15 protein-coding genes are annotated in these 20006 nt (G+C 35.4%); all 15 read left to right on the top strand.

Annotated features, from left to right (window positions below; genetic code table 11):
* Positions 1–535: 535 nt before the first annotated feature.
* The 15 genes from BAZO_RS14390 (at position 536) to BAZO_RS14465 (ending at position 19991) form a co-directional block, all read left to right on the top strand.
* On the top strand, positions 536–3217 hold the full coding sequence (locus tag BAZO_RS14390; protein ID WP_235786743.1) for a hybrid sensor histidine kinase/response regulator: 2682 nt from the start codon (positions 536–538) through the stop codon (positions 3215–3217).
* Positions 3192–4292, top strand: a complete 1101-nt coding sequence (locus BAZO_RS14395) for a response regulator (RefSeq protein ID WP_003332339.1) — start codon at positions 3192–3194, stop codon at positions 4290–4292. Before BAZO_RS14390 ends, BAZO_RS14395 begins: the two co-directional genes overlap by 26 nt.
* A gap of 138 nt (positions 4293–4430) precedes the next feature.
* The gene (locus tag BAZO_RS21255; RefSeq protein WP_003332340.1) at positions 4431–6134 is read left to right on the top strand and encodes a Kelch repeat-containing protein; all 1704 of its coding nucleotides are present in this window, start codon (positions 4431–4433) and stop codon (positions 6132–6134) included.
* A 139-nt stretch (positions 6135–6273) separates the two neighbouring features.
* Entirely contained in the window at positions 6274–7302 is a 1029-nt protein-coding gene (locus tag BAZO_RS14410; RefSeq protein WP_003332341.1) for a glycosyltransferase family protein, read from the top strand.
* A 26-nt stretch (positions 7303–7328) separates the two neighbouring features.
* Entirely contained in the window at positions 7329–8495 is a 1167-nt protein-coding gene (locus BAZO_RS14415) for a glycosyltransferase (protein WP_003332342.1), read from the top strand.
* Between the two features lie 27 nt (positions 8496–8522).
* Positions 8523–10301, top strand: coding sequence for an ABC transporter ATP-binding protein (locus BAZO_RS14420; RefSeq protein ID WP_003332343.1), 1779 nt, complete (start codon positions 8523–8525; stop codon positions 10299–10301).
* On the top strand, positions 10298–11410 hold the full coding sequence (locus tag BAZO_RS14425) for a glycosyltransferase family 4 protein (protein WP_003332344.1): 1113 nt from the start codon (positions 10298–10300) through the stop codon (positions 11408–11410). The genes BAZO_RS14420 and BAZO_RS14425 overlap by 4 nt, the downstream gene beginning before the upstream one ends.
* The gene (locus tag BAZO_RS14430; protein WP_003332345.1) at positions 11388–12512 is read left to right on the top strand and encodes a glycosyltransferase family 4 protein; all 1125 of its coding nucleotides are present in this window, start codon (positions 11388–11390) and stop codon (positions 12510–12512) included. Before BAZO_RS14425 ends, BAZO_RS14430 begins: the two co-directional genes overlap by 23 nt.
* Before the next feature lie 18 nt (positions 12513–12530).
* Positions 12531–13937 carry a sugar phosphate nucleotidyltransferase gene (locus BAZO_RS14435; protein WP_003332346.1) on the top strand — a complete coding sequence of 469 codons (1407 nt, stop codon included), beginning with the start codon at positions 12531–12533 and terminating at the stop codon, positions 13935–13937.
* A 29-nt stretch (positions 13938–13966) separates the two neighbouring features.
* Positions 13967–15376, top strand: a complete 1410-nt coding sequence (locus tag BAZO_RS14440) for an undecaprenyl-phosphate glucose phosphotransferase (RefSeq protein WP_003332347.1) — start codon at positions 13967–13969, stop codon at positions 15374–15376.
* 30 nt (positions 15377–15406) lie between these two features.
* Positions 15407–16279 carry a glycosyltransferase family 2 protein gene (locus BAZO_RS21260; RefSeq protein WP_003332349.1) on the top strand — a complete coding sequence of 291 codons (873 nt, stop codon included), beginning with the start codon at positions 15407–15409 and terminating at the stop codon, positions 16277–16279.
* Positions 16276–17430: a glycosyltransferase family protein gene (locus tag BAZO_RS14450; protein ID WP_003332350.1), complete on the top strand. Its 1155-nt coding sequence runs from the start codon at positions 16276–16278 to the stop codon at positions 17428–17430. The genes BAZO_RS21260 and BAZO_RS14450 overlap by 4 nt, the downstream gene beginning before the upstream one ends.
* Positions 17423–18358, top strand: a complete 936-nt coding sequence (locus BAZO_RS14455; RefSeq protein WP_003332351.1) for a capsular polysaccharide synthesis protein — start codon at positions 17423–17425, stop codon at positions 18356–18358. Before BAZO_RS14450 ends, BAZO_RS14455 begins: the two co-directional genes overlap by 8 nt.
* Positions 18359–18376: 18 nt before the next feature.
* Complete coding sequence (locus BAZO_RS21265) at positions 18377–19480, top strand: glycosyltransferase family 4 protein (protein WP_003332352.1); 1104 nt, start codon at positions 18377–18379, stop codon at positions 19478–19480.
* A gap of 7 nt (positions 19481–19487) precedes the next feature.
* The gene (locus BAZO_RS14465) at positions 19488–19991 is read left to right on the top strand and encodes a tetratricopeptide repeat protein (RefSeq protein ID WP_003332353.1); all 504 of its coding nucleotides are present in this window, start codon (positions 19488–19490) and stop codon (positions 19989–19991) included.
* The last annotated feature ends 15 nt before the right edge of the window (positions 19992–20006 follow it).

A 20006-nucleotide genomic window follows, 5' to 3' on the forward strand; every position in this document is an offset into this window, starting at 1 on the left:
AGGTTTCCCTACTTTATGCTATTGTGATAGCATGCCTTTCCGCAGGTGTTGACGTTGTTGGGGAGAAAAAAATAAAAATATCATTTCTTTTGAATCTGATATAATAAATTCATCCTAAGTTGAAAATTTTGTAGAGGTAACGACAGTGAAACTTAAAATAACCACAACACTAATTCTTTTTATCATTATCGGTTTAATATTCACATCATATATTACTCCAAGTAAATCAACTGAAAATGTAGCAAAGCATGGGATTCTAAATCTGCAAGAATACGATTTTGCTCAAAATGGTCCAGTTAGGCTCGACGGAGAGTGGGAATTTGTGCCTGGGAAGTTAGTTGATTCGAGTTATTTTTTAGAAAGAAAAGCTTCGGCCTATGTTCAAGTGCCTTCACTTTGGACAAAGTACCACATAGATAATCAGTCTGTTCCGAAATTTACAAATGCAACCTATCGGCTACTTGTCAAACTACCCGCAGATGAAAATTTACTAGGTATAAAAACATCTAATATTCGTATGTCAAATGCCCTTTATGTGAATGGAGAGAAAATTGGCGGAAGTGGAATGCCTGGAGAAAGCCCATCATATAGGCCAGCCAATACTCCGTATGTTTCCTTTTTTGAAAACACGAAAGGTTATATTGAAATTATAGTGCATGTCACCAATTATCATTACGCATATGGGGGAGGAATCATTAGCTCATTATATCTGGGAGATGAGCAAAACATTCTTGAACTGCGCCAGAATGCTTTGATGTATGATTGGGTCACGATTGCCGCCTTTTTTATGGTAGGTATTTATTTTTTAGGATTTTATTTGCATTTTCGCAGAGATAAGAGTTTGTTATATTTTTCACTTTTTTGTTTTTCTGTTGTTTTATATTCATTAACCCATGGGGAGAAGGTTTTACATAGCTTATTTCCAATGATCCCATATGAAATTTTTGTAAAATTGCAATGCTCTTCAAATTTAATTAGCTTATTTTTATTGGCTTATTTTCATACCATACTTCGTTCACATTCTAATAAAAAATTCGCACAAGTATTAGCCATCATAGGGATGATATGTAGTTTATTGGTTTTGTTACCAGTTCAAATTAATTCGCAATTCCAATCGCTTTATTCTCTGTATTTTTTAGCTGTGATTCTTTATGTTTTATATGTGCAGATCAAAGCGATTTTTGCCAAAACAACAGGTGCTTTCTACTTATTTATTGGCTCAGTTACACTTATCATGTATTTTATTGTTGGGACGTTAAATGTGATGGGGAATATTGCCCTTGATATTTTGCCTCCAATTTTACCGTTCACCTATCTCTTAATGCTATCTTTGTTTATGGCACACCGGTTTGCGGATACCTATCGGAAAAATGAGGAATTATCTGAACAGCTGCTTCAGGTAGATAAATTTAAGGATGAGTTTCTTGCGAAAACATCACATGAATTTAAGACTCCTCTTCATGGAATGATTGCAATCTTACAATCTATACTAAATCCAACTAATTCTAACCTTACAACCCAACAGCAGGAAAAAATTAACTTTGTTATAGATAAAGCGAAACGTCTTTCAAGCCTGGTGAATGATGTATTGGATTTAACAAAATTAAAAAGGAAAGAATTAAATTTAGAGATCAAACCTGTTGATTTGTACTCTACTATTTTTGTAGTAATGGAGGTATTTTCCTATATGCTGCAAAAAGATATTAAGATCATAAACTCAATATCACGAGATATTTCATTTGTTCAGGCGGATGAAAATCGTTTAAGGCAAATATTATATAATTTAATTGATAACGCGATTAAATACACTGACCAGGGCACGATAGAATTAGCGGCACAGGAAAGTAATGGTAAAATTATCATATCGATTAGAGACACAGGGAGAGGAATTGCCTCCGCGGATATTAACAAAGTCTTTCATGCTTTTGAGCAGGTGGGGGATTCAAATACAGAATACCAGAGTGTTGGGCTTGGTTTAAGTATTACAAAACAACTTGTAGAACTTCAAGGGGGGCAGATTTGGGTTAGATCCACTATAGGGGAAGGATCAACGTTCAGCTTTAGCCTGCCTGCTGTAGAAAGAAATATTGAAGCGGTTAGTACTATTGAAGAATGGCACTATAAAGGACTTGAGGGTATGCAAAAATTTACAGTTCCGTATATTATTGGTGATCCCGAAGGTAAAAAAATAATGATTGTAGATGATAATCATTCAAACCTAAGAGTCTTAATAGAGGCTCTTAATTCTGAAAATTATTATATTATCGCAGTTGACAATGGAAAAGATGCATTCACTCAATTAGAACAGCACCCTGATATCGATTTAATTCTCCTAGATATTATGATGCCTGGATTAAATGGGTTTGAAGTATGCAAAAAAATAAGGGAGAAGTATTCTTTGACTGAATTACCGGTGTTAATGCTAACAGCAGCTATTTTGGCAGAAGACATGGTTGCTGGATTTCAAGCTGGCGCCAATGATTTTTTACACAAACCAATTGAATTAAATGAGCTAAAAACGAGAATGAAAAACTTAATTTTAATGAAGGATACAGCTTTGGCAGCAACAGCGATAGAAATGGCCTATTTGCAAGCACAAATTAAACCACATTTTATCTATAATGTTTTAAATTCTATTTTGTCATTGAGTTATTTGGACATCCAGAAGGCAAGAGCATTAATAACAAATTTTGCCACTTTTTTGCGGGGGAGTTTTGTTTTTACCAACACAAAGAGTCTTATCCCCATCCACAATGAAATTTCATTGGTAAAATCTTACGTCGAAATTGAGAAGGCCAGATTTCCGGAAAAATTCGACTTTGTGATCGATAGGAACATTGATTTTGATTGTTTAATACCGCCACTATTGATACAGCCCCTTGTCGAAAATGCGATTAGGCATGGCATAGGTGGAAGAAGAAATGGTGGGCAAGTCTCCTTATATATTAGAAAAAACAAAGATACCGTTACGATAAAGGTGACAGATAACGGTATAGGAATAGGCCAAGAAAAAATAAATCAAATCCTTACCCAAAAGCAAAATGAAAACAGTGGAGTAGGTTTATTAAATATTGTAAATAGAATTAAGAAATATAGCGGTGCAACTTTTTCAATTGAAAGTGAAGAACATAAAGGAACCACTGTTATGGTTATTATTCCTTATATGACAGCGACTGAAAAGGAAGATGTAAATGTTAAGAGTACTCATAATAGATGACGAAATATTAGCGATTACATTATTAGAAAAATTTATTGAAGAAATAGACGGTGTCCAAATCATTGGGAAGTATACTTGGTTTGAAGAAGGCTTAGAAAGTTTTAAGGATCTGAAACCTGACGTTGTTTTTTTAGATATTGAAATGCCAAGTCTAAATGGTATAGAGATTGCTGAACGAATTGCAATAATTGACGACTCGATCGATATTGTATTTGTTACGGCCTATGATCATTATGCCCTTGAAGCTTTTCGTGTTCATGCAGTTGACTATTTATTAAAACCAACAGATAAAGAAAGATTAAAGAGAACCTTGCATAAAATAATGAAAAGAAGAAAAATTGATTTACCTGAATTACAGGAAAACCCGACATTACATGCACAGCTCATTGGGAATTTTATATTATATGATAACAATGGACAAGTAATTAAATGGAGGACAAAGAAGGTAAAGGAATTATGTGCTTATTTATTACATCATGGGAATCCAATTCATCGAATGCAAATTATTGAAGACTTATGGCCGGATGTTCCGCTTGAAAAGGCTGGTGCACTATTACACACCACGGTCTATCAATTGCGGAAAATATTAAAATCTCATGCCTATAAGAATCCAATTTCATTTGTGGATGAACGGTATTCCATGAACATTAATATTTTGAATGATCTGGAATCCCTTATTCAAATCATTGAGAAAAAATCATTCGATGATAGAACTCTTTTGGATATTTTAGAAGTTGTTAAAAAAGGGTTTCTTGGATATGAGGATTATCAATGGTCATTTGCTCGAAAGCAGCAAATAGATCAAGAATGTAAGCAATTTTTAGAACATTATGTAAATAAGTATAATGAAGAGAAGATTAAGCCTAAACAATGGGGTGATGCTCTAGAAGCTCTTATTGAACTTGAACCTTTTGTGGAAAAGTATTATCAAGAATTAATCAAATTTTTTATAAATGATAATGAGATAAAAAAAGCTGTAGGCTTATATAAAGATTTGCAGGAGATACTGTGGAGTGAGTTAGGGGAAATACCGAATAACGAAACAAAAAGACTCGTTCAAAAATACTTGAAATAATTATTTGGATAAATCCGATCTAGGTAGTAGGTTGGATTTTTTTGTTTTTTTAATCTAAAAGTTCAGAAAATGTTCAGTAATAAGATGTATTATATTATTTAAACTGCAAAATGGATTGATTGAAAAGGAGAAATGAGAGTGAGAAAGAATAAGTTTGCTAGTTTGTTTATGATTATTGTAATGATAGTTATTTCGATCAATTTTCCTATGAATGCAAGTGCTGCATCACCTGCTTGGCAGAATAAAGCAAGTATGAATGTGGCACGCCAACTCTTAGCTTCCGCCCCGTTAGATGATCATAGGATCTTCATTACTGGCGGAAATGATGGTATGAATCATCACGCTTCTACTACGATTTATAACCTAACTACAAATACATGGAGCGCGGCAGCCAGTATGAATAAGGCACGCTTTTCCCATGCGGCTGTTAGGCTATCAGACGGAAAGATTTTAGTGATAGGGGGTAACTCTTTCGATGTCGGTGTCTTAAACTCAACCGAGACTTATAATCCTGAAACCAACACATGGGTGCAAAGTGCAGCAATGTCTGTACATCGGGCTAGTCATGCAGCTGTTACCTTGCCAAGCGGTAAGGTTATCGTGGCCGGAGGTGGGAATGATGATGGCGATTTGAACTCAACCGAGATTTATGATCCAATAACTAACACTTGGTCATCCGGTCCGGACATGGGAGCAACCAGAAAGGAACATAGCGCCGTGTTATTGGATGACGGGAGAGTGATGGTGATCGGCGGAATGGTAAATGGGGGCATGTCTAAAAGTACCGAGATCTATGATCCTGCTCTCAATAGTTGGTCAGCAGGGCCTAGTTTGCCTACATTTAGATATGTCATGGCTGCGGCTACAGCGGAGGATGGAAGAGTTTATGTAACAGGCGGATTTGACCCTAACTATATGCCACTTACTTCTGTAGCTGTTTATGATTCGGAAACGAATAGTTGGACTTTGGACAGCTCATCCACGAAAAACGGTCGACTTGGCCATACATCCTCAGCTTTCCTAAATGGAAAGACCATACTTATTGCAGGTGGTGCAGGAAATTATGGTCCTATGAATAGTACAGAAGTGCTCGAACCGAGTCTACGTACCTATCGACCTCAGGCAAGTATACCTGGAGGTGATGTACCAAAGGGAACGATGCTCACTTTGGCTTCAAAGTCGCAGGGGGCCATTATTTACTACACAACGGATGGGAGTATACCGACGACAAGCAGCACTGTTTATAGTGGACCAATCCAGATTAACCAAACAATGACTGTGAAAGCAATCGCGAAAAAGGAAGGTTGGATCGAAAGCCGCGTATGGAGTGAAAGCTACACGGCTACGGCTGCACCACCAAGTATTGACACCCAACCGACGGACCAAACGATGACAGCTTGGGAAAATGCAACTTTCACAGTAGTGGCAACTGGAGATGCACCGTTAAGCTATCAGTGGAAAAAGAATGGAAATGACCTAATAGACGGTGGTAATATTAGCGGAGCAACGACTGCAACGTTGAACATCAGAAATGTACAAGCAGAGGATGCTGGAGGCTATACAGTGGTGGTGACTAATGAGGCAGGAAATACAACATCGAATATAGCTACGCTAACGGTCAATCCTGTTGCGTATCTATTTGGAGATGGCAACGGTGATGGTCTGATTACACCTGCGGATGCATTAATAGTATATCAAGATATAGCCGGAAAAAGTCAATTAACACCTATGCAACAGGCTGCATTAGATGTAAATCTAGATGGTATAGTAGATGATAAAGATGCTCAGTTAATAATAAAAAAATATATAGGCTATATTGTATCTTTACCAGTAACCCAGTAAGCAAGTAGGGAAAACCGAAAATATATGTTTGATAGAATATGAGGCCAGCAGAAATGCTGGCTTTTTACAGGAGAATTGTTCAGAATTTGTTCAGAAGATAGTTATATAGTATAGAAGTAGTGTGGCTAGGAGAGGAAGGATGGGAAAATTAGCATTTTGTACGGTTATTACTCAAAATTATGTACCGCAAGCAATGACTTTGTATAAATCCTTAATAAAGCATAATAATGTTGCACCGTTTTATGCACTTATTATTGATGGAGAACGTTCAAATCCATTTTATGCGCAAATGCCGTTTACATGTTTATTTTTAGATGAATTTAATATAAATAATATAGAACATATGGTTATTTACTACAATGCTTTTGAGATGTGCAATGCAGTGCGACCATCCTTAATAAAACATTTAATGACTCAATATCATGAACAAAAAGTAATTTACTTAGATGCTGACATATTTGTGACAGGATCTTTTGAAAAAGTGGAGCAATTACTTGATGAGTGTTTGTTTAGTTTTACACCTCATATTACAGAACCTCTCCCTTTAGATGAAGGTCAGCCGGATGATTTACAGTTTCTTCAAGTTGGTCTTTATAATAGTGGGTTTTGGATGTTTAGGCATCATGAACGATCATTATCCATGCTAGACTGGTTAATTAGTCGTTTTGAAATCTATTGTTTTGATAATTTAGAAAGAAGAATGTTTTGTGATCAGAAGCTGCTACCAATGCTTATTCAGCTCAATTTAGCTGATTTCAAAAGCTTGAATGATCCAGAATTTAATATTGCTCATTGGAATTTATTTCAAAGGGACGTTTCATACTACCAAAATCGTTACTGGGTAAATGATATTCCAGTGGTCTTTTTTCATTTGAGCGGTTTTGACCCTAAAGTTCCTAATCAATTAACACATCATCTTCATAGAATGACAGATGAAAAGTTGGAATTGATGCAGCCGTTATTTCAACAATATATTCAACTACTGAATGAACATGCTTATTATAAAAATGACGCTCCATATAAGTATGCTTATGACCAAAGGACAGAACTTGAATTAACAAGTTTTCTCCGTCGTTACTATTTCGATCACCACTCATTTGATGGGGTAGAGAAAATAGAAAGGTTAAACAAAATAAAAAGTATTATTAAAGGCATTTTGAAAAGATAATTTGAATTTAGGAGAAACAGTACATTATGGAAAAAATATTATTAATTTCTCCTGTTATTCCGGATGCTAATGGTGGCGGCCGAGAAAAAAGGGCACATCAATGGGTACATAAACTTTCTAAACAATATGAAGTTAGTATTTTAATAATAAAAGAAAAAGAACTAGAGATTGAGGAAAAAGAATTATTATTAAATGGTGCGAATAATATCAATTTCGTAAAAATCCCATCTCGTTCTAAATTTATGTTGGTAAACCAGGATATTAAAAAGCTGTTAGCATTAAAGTTTGGCTGCTTTCCACTTTTTAGAGAAACTAAGAATCAGCTTGAAGAAATATATCGAGAGCAGCAATTCGATTTGATTTTATGTTTTCGCTTATATTTAAAGGAATACGCATTATTCTTAAAAAAAATAATGAATACAAAAACAATCCACCTTGATATAGATGATATCGAATCAACTACTCGTTTAAAAATTGCTAAGCTATTTTTTAAAAAATCCCAATATAAAAAAGCAATCATTCATTTCATTTCAAGTCTTTTTTTCAAAGTAGAGGAAATACGTCTTGAGACATACACTAAGCATGTATACATCTGTTCCAATGAGGACCAAAGAGTTTTGTCTAAGCAATTCCCTTCCCTCATTGTCGAAAAGCTGCCCAATCGATTATATGGAGTTCCTAATATTTTGGAAACCCCTAAGAATCCATTTCAACTATTATTTGTGGGTACACTCAGTTATTTTCCAAACGAAGAAGCTGTTTTATGGTTTATTGACAAAGTTCTCCCGAGATTAAGAAAATTGGATTCTCGGTGGGTGTTGCATGTTGTTGGTTATGGTGCGAGTGAAAGATTAAAAAAGGCTTTACTAAAACAAAAGGGTGTTATTTTTTATGGATATATAAGTTCGTTAGAAACGGTCTATAACGAGGCTGCTATTGTGATTTCACCACTGCATGCTGGTGGTGGAACAAAGCTAAAGGTTATAGAAGCAATGTGGTATGGACGGCCGATAGTTGCAACAAATGAATCTGTTCATGGGCTTGGTTTAACACCCTATGTTCACTTTCTTCCAGCCGAAACAGCTGATGAATTTATCTTAGCATGCCACCAATTAACCCAAGAACCCATTCTAGTAAAAAAACTAGTTAACGCTTCCTTATCAATGATGAATGAAGAATACACATATGTTTAACAGTTTCATATTAGGTTTGCAAAGGTTGTGAGACTTCTGGAGATTTTAGCAAAATTAAAGGTTCTTTTTGATCATAAGGATAAAAAGAAATTTGGCTTATTACTTTTTTTAATGATAATTGCAGGTGTACTTGAAACCATTGGAATTGGATTTATAGTTCCTTTCATCGGAGCAGTAACAACACCTGAAATTATTACAGAAAATGTAATATTAAATTATTTATATAGGGTGCTGCAACTTACTTCAACTACCTCATTTATTATTGTATTTGCCATTGTTTTAGCGATTGTTTATTTACTAAAGAATATTTATCTTATTTTATTTTATTCGTTCCAATATAAGCTTTTATATGACAATCAAGTGAAGATGTCTCGTCATTTATTTGAGACATATTTAAAGAAGCCTTATTCATTTCAGCTACAAACAAATTCTTCTGAAATGCTAAGAAATATAAATATTGATGTTGAACGGTTATTCAACGGTGTTCTCACTCCAGTTTTTTTATTAATTTCTGAATCTATTATTTCGTGTGGAATTATTTGTTTACTATTATTCATTGCTCCTCTGCCAACATTATCCCTGGCTATACTTTTAACTATAAGTATAACTCTTTTTTTAAGAGTATTTAGAAAGAAAATGGAGCTAAAAGGAAGAGTAGTTCAGCAAGCAACCGGACAGATGATTAAATGGATTAACCAAGGTTTAGGTGCAATCAAAGATGTAAAGGTAAATGGCAAAGAGCGATATTTTCTTGATCAATTCACTCTTCATAGTACTTTATTCGTGAAAGAGTCCAGGTATATTCGGGTTCTAAATCATATCCCGAGAATGTTTATTGAAACGATAGTGGTTGTCATTATTTTGTTAGTAATCGTAATGTTGCTCCTCATGAATGGGCAGAATATGTATGCACTTTTAACTACAATGGCGTTATTTGCGATGGCAGCATTCCGCCTAATGCCATCTGCTAATAAAATAGTGGGAGCTCTATCTTCGATTCGTTATCATTATTCCGCTTTAGAAGCCATCTATCAAGATTTGAACAGTACAGTTGAAAGGTGTTTAACTGGAGATTCAACAGAAATAAACTCATTTCATGAAAAATGGTTTTCTCAAGAAATAAACTTAGAAAATATTTCTTTTTCTTACATTCAAACTGGTATTCCTTGTATTAATGGAATTTCTTTGACCATTCCTGTTGGTCAGTCCATTGCTATCATTGGAAAATCAGGTTCCGGTAAAACGACTCTCGTTGATTTGATGCTAGGTCTGTACCAGCCTGATCAAGGAAATATATATATCGACGGGAAAAGTCTCAAGGATGTACTTCCAATTTGGAAAAGGAAGGTTGGTTATATTCCACAAACTATTTATCTATCAGATGATACAATTTTACGAAATGTAGCATTCGGAATAGAGGATCGATTCATTGATCGCGAACAAGTATGGAAGGTTCTCGAGGTTGCGCAATTAAAAGAATTTGTTCAACAGTTACCTGATCAGCTTGAGACTAGTATTGGTGAGCAAGGTGTACGACTTTCTGGTGGACAACGGCAGCGTATTGGGATAGCGCGTGCCCTGTACCATAACCCTGAAATACTTTTTATGGATGAGGCTACTTCTGCATTGGATAACGAAACTGAAAAAGAAATAATAACAGCAGTTGATCAATTAAAAGGTGAAAAAACATTAATAATCATAGCTCATCGTCTTACGACAATAGAAAATTGTGATATCGTCATCGAAATTGAAGAAGGAAGGGTAAAAAAGGTATCAAGAAGGAAAATGACGGAGAATGTAATATGAAAATCCCCATTTATTTTAATGCTAGATTTTTAACACAAGCTGTAACTGGAGTACAAAGATATGCAGAGGAGTTCGTGTATGCACTCGATTCATTAATTGAAAATAAAGTTATAAACACAGAAGAGTATCAACTTATTATGCTTTCGCCAAAAAATATTAAAAGAGAAATAAACGTAAAGCATATTCAGCTTCAAATTGTAGGGAAGCTTTCAGGTCATCTATGGGAACAGCTTGAACTTCCGTTTTATTCTGCTAAAGGACTGCTGGTTAATTTGTGCAATACAGGACCAGTTCTAAATTGGAGACAAGTTGTTGCTATACATGATCTAGCAATTAAACGGCATCCTGAAGCATTCTCAAGCTTATTCCGTATTTGGTATTTGGTATTATTTAATATTTTGACGAGAAGTTCGAAGCTAGTCATTACAAACTCTAATTTTTCAAAACAAGAACTTATGGAGGTTTTTCCACTAAGACAGGAAAAAGTGAAAGTAAGTTATTTAGGGTGTGAACATGTATTAAGAGTAAATAGTAATGAGGATATTATCAGTAAGTTAAATCTAGATAACAAACAATATATTTTGTCTGTAAGTACGCTTAATCCATTGAAGAATTTTCAATTAACGATCTCGGCATTAGATGTTCTAAAGGACCAAAATGTTTACTTGGTTATAGCCGGTGGCGTAAATGACAATATCTTTGAACCTGCCAAGTTAGAAATCAATCGTAACATTATTTATGCAGGATATGTTGATGAACCAGAATTAAGGGCCCTTTATGAAAAGGCAATCTGCTTTGTCTATCCTTCCATTTATGAAGGTTTTGGTCTGCCGCCACTCGAAGCGATGAGCTTGGGATGTCCAGTTATTACATCTACAGCTGCATCGTTACCAGAAATATGTGGAGATAGTGCTCTCTATTGTGACCCGAGTGATTACTATAGCTTAGCCGATCAAATTAAGAGAGTAATGAGCGACGAGAAGTTGAGAAATACCTTAATTGATAAGGGGAAAGAGCGGGCTAGGGCTTTTCGTTGGCAGGCTTGTGTGAAACAAATTTTTGATGCAGTTAAGAAGGTGCTAGATGATGAGAATCGCAATCGTTCATGATTGGTTAACAATTAATTCTGGGTCTGAACGTGTTTTAGAACAATTACTAATGATGTTTCCTCAAGCTGATATCTATACGGTAGTCGATTTCATGGAAGAAAAAGAAAGAGGCTTTTTAGCAGGACATTCCATTTACACAACTTTTTTACAAGACCTTCCGTTTGCAAAAAAGTCTTATAGAAATTATTTGCCATTGATGCCAATCGCAGTAGAACAATTGGATTTGTCAACTTATGATCTCGTTTTGTCTAGTTCTCATGCAGTTGCAAAAGGTGTTATTACTGGACCAGACCAGCTGCATATTTCATATATTCATTCGCCCATTCGATATGCATGGGATCTCCAACATCAATATTTAATACAGTCTGGACTTCACAAAGGAATAAAAGGAATCTTCACAAAATGGCTGCTTCATTATATAAGAATGTGGGATGTACGAACAGCAAACGGAGTAGATCATTTTGTTGCCAATTCAGAATATATAAGCAGGAGAATTAACAAGGTATATAATCGTACATCAGATGTTATTTATCCGCCGGTGTCTATCGAAAAATGTGAATTCAATCCTAAGAAAGAAGATTTCTATTTAACGGTTTCCCGATTTGTTCCTTATAAGAGGATGGACTTAATTGTAGAAGCGTTTACCGAAATGAATGAAAAGAAACTAATCGTAATTGGAGATGGACCTACTTATAAGAAAGTAAGGGAGAAAGCCGGGGGAAATGTTGAGTTTTTAGGCTATCAGCCGAATAGCATTGTACAAACTTATATGCAACGGGCGAAGGCGTTTGTCTTTGCTGCAGAAGAGGATTTTGGGATTACTCTTGTGGAGGCGCAAGCTTGTGGAACACCCGTTATTGCATTTGGAAAAGGTGGAGCCCTAGAGACAGTTAATGGGATCAATGCCGAAAGAATAACGGGGCTTTTTTATTATAAACAGACAAAAGAAGCCCTAATTGAGGCTGTACGACAGTTTGAGGGGATTTATAGGACCTTCAACCCCTATTTGATACGTGAACATGTGTCAAGGTTTTCAGCAGAAAGATTTCGGTCGGAAATGAAACAATTTATCGAACAAAAATTAGTAGAGTTTAATAAATAGTAGAGGAGAGACCACTTTATGCAGGTAGTCTTACTTTCTGGAGGTTCAGGGAAACGCTTATGGCCCTTGTCCAATGAGACTCGTTCTAAACAATTTTTAAAGGTGCTCCAAGATTCAGAAGGAAAAAATATTTCAATGGTGCAAAGGGTGTGGGGGCAGTTAATTAATGTAGGTCTTGCTTCTCAAACGATTATTGCCACAAGTAAATCGCAGGTTGATATCTTACAAAATCAATTGTCGGTAGGACCTAATTCATTAGTTATTGAACCTTCACGCCGAGATACATTTGCCGCAATCGCTCTTGCGTCTACCTATTTATATTCAGTGAAAGGAATCTGTCCAGATGAGGTAGTCATAGTTCTACCCGTTGATGCGTTTGTAGAAAATAGTTTTTTTGAGAGAATGAAAGAATTGGAAGACATTATACTGCATTCAAATGCTAACTTGGCATTATTGGGAGTAAAGCCGACCTACTCTTCAACCAAATACGGATATATTATTCCTGAAAAAGTTTTTCATAATGATTCTGCGATTCCTTTTCTAGCTTCTGAATTTATAGAGAAACCAAATGAGTCTACTGCAGAAAGATTAATTGAGAAAGGTGCATTATGGAATTGTGGTGTCTTTGCTTTTAAGTTAAGTTATCTTCAATCTATTTTACAAGAAAACAATTTACCTATTCATTACAATGAACTATTAAAACAATATAATGAAATACCTTGTACTAGTTTTGATTATGCAGTGGTGGAAAAAGAGAATAAAATTGCTACTCTTCCGTACGAAGAAGATTGGAAGGACATTGGCACCTGGAATACCTTAACAGAGGAAATGAATTCAAAGATTATTGGCAAAGGAAATGTATCCCAGGATTCAGTTAATACCCATTTAATAAATGAGTTGGATATTCCAATAGCTATATTAGGTATAACGGATGCAATAGTAGCAGCGAGTCCAGATGGGATCTTAGTTTCAAGTAAAGCAAAAAGTTCAAATATTAAATCAATGACAGAGTGCTTTGATGATCGTCCAATGTATGAAGAACGGCGTTGGGGATGGTATAAGGTGCTAGATTATGTCAAGTTTGATGATGGAAATGAAGTTATAACGAAACGGCTTTGTATTGCGAAGGGAAAAAATATTAGCTATCAGATTCACTTGAAACGGAGTGAGGTTTGGACTGTTGTAAAAGGAACAGGAGAATTCATCAAAGATGACGAGCTTATGATCGTAGGGAATGGCGATGTATTAGTAATCCCAATTGGGACTAAACACGGAATAAAAGCCATTACGGATTTAGAAATTATTGAGGTTCAGTCTGGATCTGAATTAAGCGAGGACGATATTGTTCGTTACTGCGAAACATGGGATGAGATTAAAGCTCACTATAATGAGTTGCACGAAGTTTCATATGTTCGAGTAGAATAAGAGTTGGTTTCTAATGACAGGTGATTCATATGATAAGAGGAAATGAAAAATTTATAATAAAAATATTCAATTGTTGTGATTTTATTGCCATTCAAATTGCTTTTCTTTGTACATGGTGGCTAAAATTTATGGCTTTTAATGTTGGCGATAGAGGTCACATTTCGTTTGAAATATATCTATTTTGGAGTATTGTCTACGGTATTTTCTCTGTTTTTGTTTCTTATTTCATGACGCTTTATTCATCGCAAAGTAGAAGGTTATCCTTTTTAAAAGAATTTTCTACAATCTTTAAAGTACATTTTGTAAGTATTGTTTGTCTACAAAGCTTTTTGTTTGTTTTTAGGGTTATTGATTTTTCACGAAGCTTTCTCTTCCTTTATTTTATAAATATTATTCTAGTCGTTACATTGTATCGTTTTTTACTTAAGTTAACATTGAAGTATTTTCGTGCAAGAGGGTACAATAAGCGGTTTATATTAATTATTGGAGCAGGAGAGCTAGCGATAAAATATTATCATCAAGTTAGGAATCATCCGCAAATAGGTTTAGAGGTAATAGGCTTTCTTGATGACTTCAAGCAGGAACATGAAAAGGATCATAGAGGTATGACTGAAATAATAGGAAAAATCAATGACCTTTCTCTGATCTTAGAGGAGCGGATCGTTGATGAAGTTGTCGTTGCCCTTCCATTACATGCATATGAGAAATATGAGTATATTGTTCAGATTTGTGAAAAAAATGGAGTGAGGTTATTCATTATTCCAGGCTTACATACGATATTTCCGGCTCGTCCCCATGTTGAAATGCTCGGAGATATTCCACTTGTTACCATTCGGGATATCCCGTTAGACGAATTAAGGAATAGTATTCTGAAACGATTATTCGATATATTATTTTCAATATTCGCAATAGTAGGGACATTCCCCCTCATGGCTATCATTGCAGTCATTATTAAATTAACCTCAAGGGGTCCACTAATTTTTAAACAAGAGCGGATAGGGAAGAATCGTCGTCCTTTTATGATGTATAAGTTCCGGTCAATGAAACAACAGACCTCGGAAGCATCAAATACAGAATGGACAACTAAGGATGATCCACGTAAGACAAAATTTGGAGCGTTTTTACGAAAGACGAGCCTAGACGAGCTCCCTCAATTTTTTAATGTACTAAAAGGAGATATGAGCATTGTTGGACCTAGGCCGGAACGACCGTATTTTGTTGAACAATTTAAGGAACAAATACCAAAGTATATGGTGAAGCACCATGTCCGACCTGGTATTACAGGTTGGGCCCAAGTCAATGGCCTACGTGGAGATACCTCTATTAGCAAGCGAATTATCTATGATATTTTTTACATTGAAAATTGGACGTTTGTATTTGATTTGAAGATCATTATTAAAACCTTTATAAATGGATTAATAAGTAAAAATGCCTATTAATCTATTAAAATTATTCCTAGGTGGGTTCATGTGTCTGAAAAAATATTTTTATCGATCATTGTTGCAACTATTGGTAGGGAAGTTGAGTTAGAAAATTTCTTGAATTCCGTTGAAAAAATAGATGATAAAGACGCTATAGAAGTAATTATTGTAGATCAAAACGAAGATATGCGACTAGTGCCGATTGTCAATCGGTTTCAAAACCAGCTGAATATAAAGCATCTTAAATATAACGAAAAGCATGCCAATAAAGCAAGAAATTATGGAGCTAGCTGTGCCTTAGGGGAATGGTTTGGATTTGCAGATGATGATTGTGCCTATCATCTACACACTATTTCGGAGTTAAAAAAAACAATTAGTGAACAGCAGCCCCAAATTATATTAGGCGCTGTTGTTGATATAGAGGGGCAATTATTTGGGAGGTCGGCCAAAAAACAGGCGACTCTTACAAAATGGACAATTCTTGGCAAGGTATTTGAAACGAATATGTATATTGAAAAAGACATATTTAATCAAATTGGGGGTTTTAGTAATAAATTTGGGCCTGGTTCCCCCTATTTCTCTGAAGAAGGCTTAGAACTAATACTAAGAGCTGGATTATCTGGATTTAGCCGCAAGAAGGTAAAAATCTATTATAACGAGGTAATTGCTGTTACCCATCCACGTTCCAATGGAAATAGGAATATCATTTCAGAAAAAATATATCACTATTCAATTGGAACAGGAGCAGTTTTAGCTAAATACTTGAGTATCTGGTCACTAATCATGTTGATTGGATTTGCAATTGTACACATAAAGAAACGTATCTTATATAAAGGTTTCGAAAAGGAATTAGCGGTAATTAGGTTTAGAGGAATTATGATGGGCTTTACGACTTATTTAAAGAGGAAGAGAAAGTTATGAGTTTTTCGATTAAATACATTGGATTTGATGAATCGACTGGATACGGAGTGTCTGCAGCTAATTTTGTAAAAGCACTTCAAAAGGAAAATATTGATGTCACTTTTTTGAAAATTATTCCAGGTAATGTTGAACATGGTGGCAATTATGGAAATGGACTGCCACAGAATGATAAAAACTATCAACTGGTGATTATTCATCTAGTACCTGAATATTATCCATATTCGTTTAAGCATGAAAAAGCTAATAATGCCAATTGCAAAGTATGGGGATATACAACATGGGAGACAGATAAAATCCCCGGTCATTGGCCTGAACTCCTTAATCAAATGGATGGTATTTTTGTTCCAAGTCATTGGAATAAAAATATTTTTCGGAAATGTGGAGTGAAAACTAGGATTGAAGTTCTTCCGCATATCTCTGAATTTGAAGGGAATTGCTCAACAAACATTTCAAACAAGGAGCTTCAATCTGTTCTAGATGAAGTAGGTAATCGTTTTCTGTTTTACAGCATTGGGGTTTGGAGTGAAAGGAAAGCCCCATGGTTATTATTACAGGCTTTTACAGAGGAATTTACAGAAAAGGATCATGTGGCTCTAATTTTAAAGACTGGTAAGGAAGATTGGGTGAATTATCGAAGGAGATGGCAACGATTATTTCGAAAAGAGGTAGGTTCTGCATCAGTAGCCTTTCAAAGGACTGTTCATTCCAATCAGCCACACGGAAATATTTATCATATCGACAATAAGTTAAACGAAGATGATATGGCTAATCTTCATAAAAGAGGAGATTGCTTTATTTCATTTACCCGCGGAGAAGGCTGGGGAATGGGTTCTTATGAAGCGGCTTGGTTCGGAAAAGCAGTCGCCATCACTCCATACGGTGGTGTAATTGATTATTTACCAAAGGAATATGCCTATTTGTTCGATTATCGTCTTATTCCTGTCAACTGTAACTATGGAAAGGCCTCCTATAGCGCTGACCAAAATTGGGCAGACGTAATACTGGAGGATGCCAAAAGGAAAATGCGCTATTTATTTGAAAATAGCCAGGAGCGTAAAAACAAAGGGGGATTATTAAGAGATTATATGATGCGAAATTACAATTCAACCCATATTGTCAAACAGTTTATGGAGGTATTTACAAATGGCTAAGGTGCCTAATATTTTTCATTTTGTATTTGGTTTGCGTCCCCAAAAGGAACCCTTTCATTTTGCGTATTACATGTGCTTAGTATCTTGTCTAGTAGTCAACAAACCTGAAAAAATATATTTCCATTACAAGCATTTGCCATATGGAAAATGGTGGGATCGAATCCGTCCTTATTTAAACTTAAATCAAATAGAAGAGGATTCTTTTATTGGCTCCTATCAATATAAAAATAAAGAGCTTGAAAAATATCGCTATGCCCATCTTTCTGATATTACAAGGTTGGAAATTCTTTTGGAATATGGTGGCGTTTATGCCGATATAGATACATTATTTGTAAATAAGCTTCCTGCTGAATTTTTTGATAAATCCTTCATAATGGGAAAGGAAAGAGTCAATTGGAGTGAAAAGTCTGCGGAAAAAGCAGGAGGATCATTATGTAATGCTTGGATTTTGTCAGAGAAAAATTCAAGCTTTGCGAGAAGATGGCTTGATCAGATTTATGAAGCGTTTGATGGATCATGGAGCAATCACTCCACTTTTTTGCCTTATTTTCTAAGCCAACAATATCCAAATGAAATTCAAGTCGAACCGGAGCGATCATTTTTTCATTTTGACTGGAGCAAGCAAGGAATTACAAATATATTTCTAAAGCAACAAAAAGATTTATCGCAAATTTACAGCATTCATCTTTGGAGCCATTTATGGTGGGAGAAAGATAGAATCGATAATACTTATTTTCATAATGAAAGATTAACCCCAAATTATGTTGCTTTTGCAAAAACAACATACGCTGATATAGCTAAGCCATTTTTACCAGCTGATATTCAAATTGATAAAATGAAGTTTTATTTGGAAACCATAAAATGGTCTATTGAAAATAAAATGCTATTAGCAGGAAATTTAGGAAAGAGGCTTATTCAGAAAGTATAGGGAAGGGGGATTTTTTTCTTGAAATTGTTAGTAGATCCCGAAATATTTTTCTATGGCAGATGTGGCATGGTGCGTTATTATAGTATGCTGGCTCAGCAGCTTAGAGAGGCAGGAATAGAAGTGACCATTCCGCTTTACCTTTCTAATAGTGATTTTATTGATGGACGTTTTCAGAAACTCTACCGTTCTATTTTTAATAGGCCAAGAAATTTTATAGTAAATAGAGTTAATAGACTATCAAAGAAATGGTATTACAAATGTATCGAAGAAAATGACTATGATGTTCTGATGATCACCTCTCCTGTTTTTGAAGACGTTTTTTTGGAGTATCTTCATTCGAACAAGCCGTTCATTATGGTTGTTCACGATACAATGAGATGTGTACTTGGTCCAGATGGTTTATATGATCCATCTGGTGCGAATGCTGATCGACTTGCTTATTTAGCTAGAAGAGCGACGAAAGTGATTTGTATTTCAAATAAAACGAAAGCAGATTTAATAAAGCTTACACCTATCGATTCAGAAAAGTTAGTAGTGATTCATACTGGTAATCTATTAAATTCGTCAATGGAGGCTATTTCTCCAAAAGTATTACCAGAAAGGTATTTATTGTTTGTAGGAGATCGAACGGGGAGAAAAAATTTTCGGTTCTTTATCCGTGCGATTAGTGGTTGGTTAGAAAAACAAGAAAAGCTGGTTATGGTTTGTACGGGAAGTAGTACGAAATGGGAGCAGGATTTACTAAAAAGCCTACATATTGAGGATAAAGTATTGTACGTGGAAGCGCCTGATTCTATTTTAGTTTACTTATATAAAAATGCTGTTGCATTAGTATATCCTTCCCTATATGAAGGCTTTGGTTTGCCGGTACTAGAGGCAATGTCCTTAGGATGTCCGGTAGTGACTTCAGAGATGGAGGCATTAATGGAGGTTGGCGGGGATGCAGTGATGTATATAGATCCTTATAGTGAAAGTTCTATTCTTAAAGGAGTTCAATCCATAGTTGAGAATCAGGAAACAGCATTGGCGTTGAAAAGTAAAGGTCTGAGTATGGCAGAACAATTCACTATTCAGCGAATGGTGCATTCATTTAAGCAAGAAATCTTAGCATGTATGGAGTGAGGAGCAATTGAGGAAATTTAATATTTCAAATCAATGGCGAAGTTTAATGGTTTATGTTCTCCTTATTTCAATGTTATTCATCTTAATAACAACTTATAGACATGGAGAAAAGCAGGATGCCGGGTATTATCAGGAAAGTGCCCAATACGAGTATGCTGTCAAGCTATTATCTGAAGAAAAGGGTGAAGAAGCGGTCAAGCTTCTCAGACAATTGGTAAATGGAAGATATGGAGATAGCTACGAAGTTATATGGAAATATGGGATGGCCTGCGCAATTACTGAAGACTATCCAATGGCGATAGAACAATTATTAAAAGCACAAGAAATAAGACCTGCGCTTATTACGAATGGCTTATACATGGTTCAATTCGGAGAAGTATTAGCGCGGAACAAGGACTACCAAAATGCCGAGTTGTATTTACAAAAAGCACTTGAACTAAACCTTCCTGATGAGCTTCGTTCAGGAGCTGAGGAGCTTTTAAAACAAATTCAAAAAATCAAAAAGCAATAGATAGGGAGAAAGCAG

Origin of the sequence: Schinkia azotoformans LMG 9581 (assembly GCF_000307855.1) — a bacterium.
GTDB classification, from domain to species: domain Bacteria; phylum Bacillota; class Bacilli; order Bacillales; family Bacillaceae_J; genus Schinkia; species Schinkia azotoformans.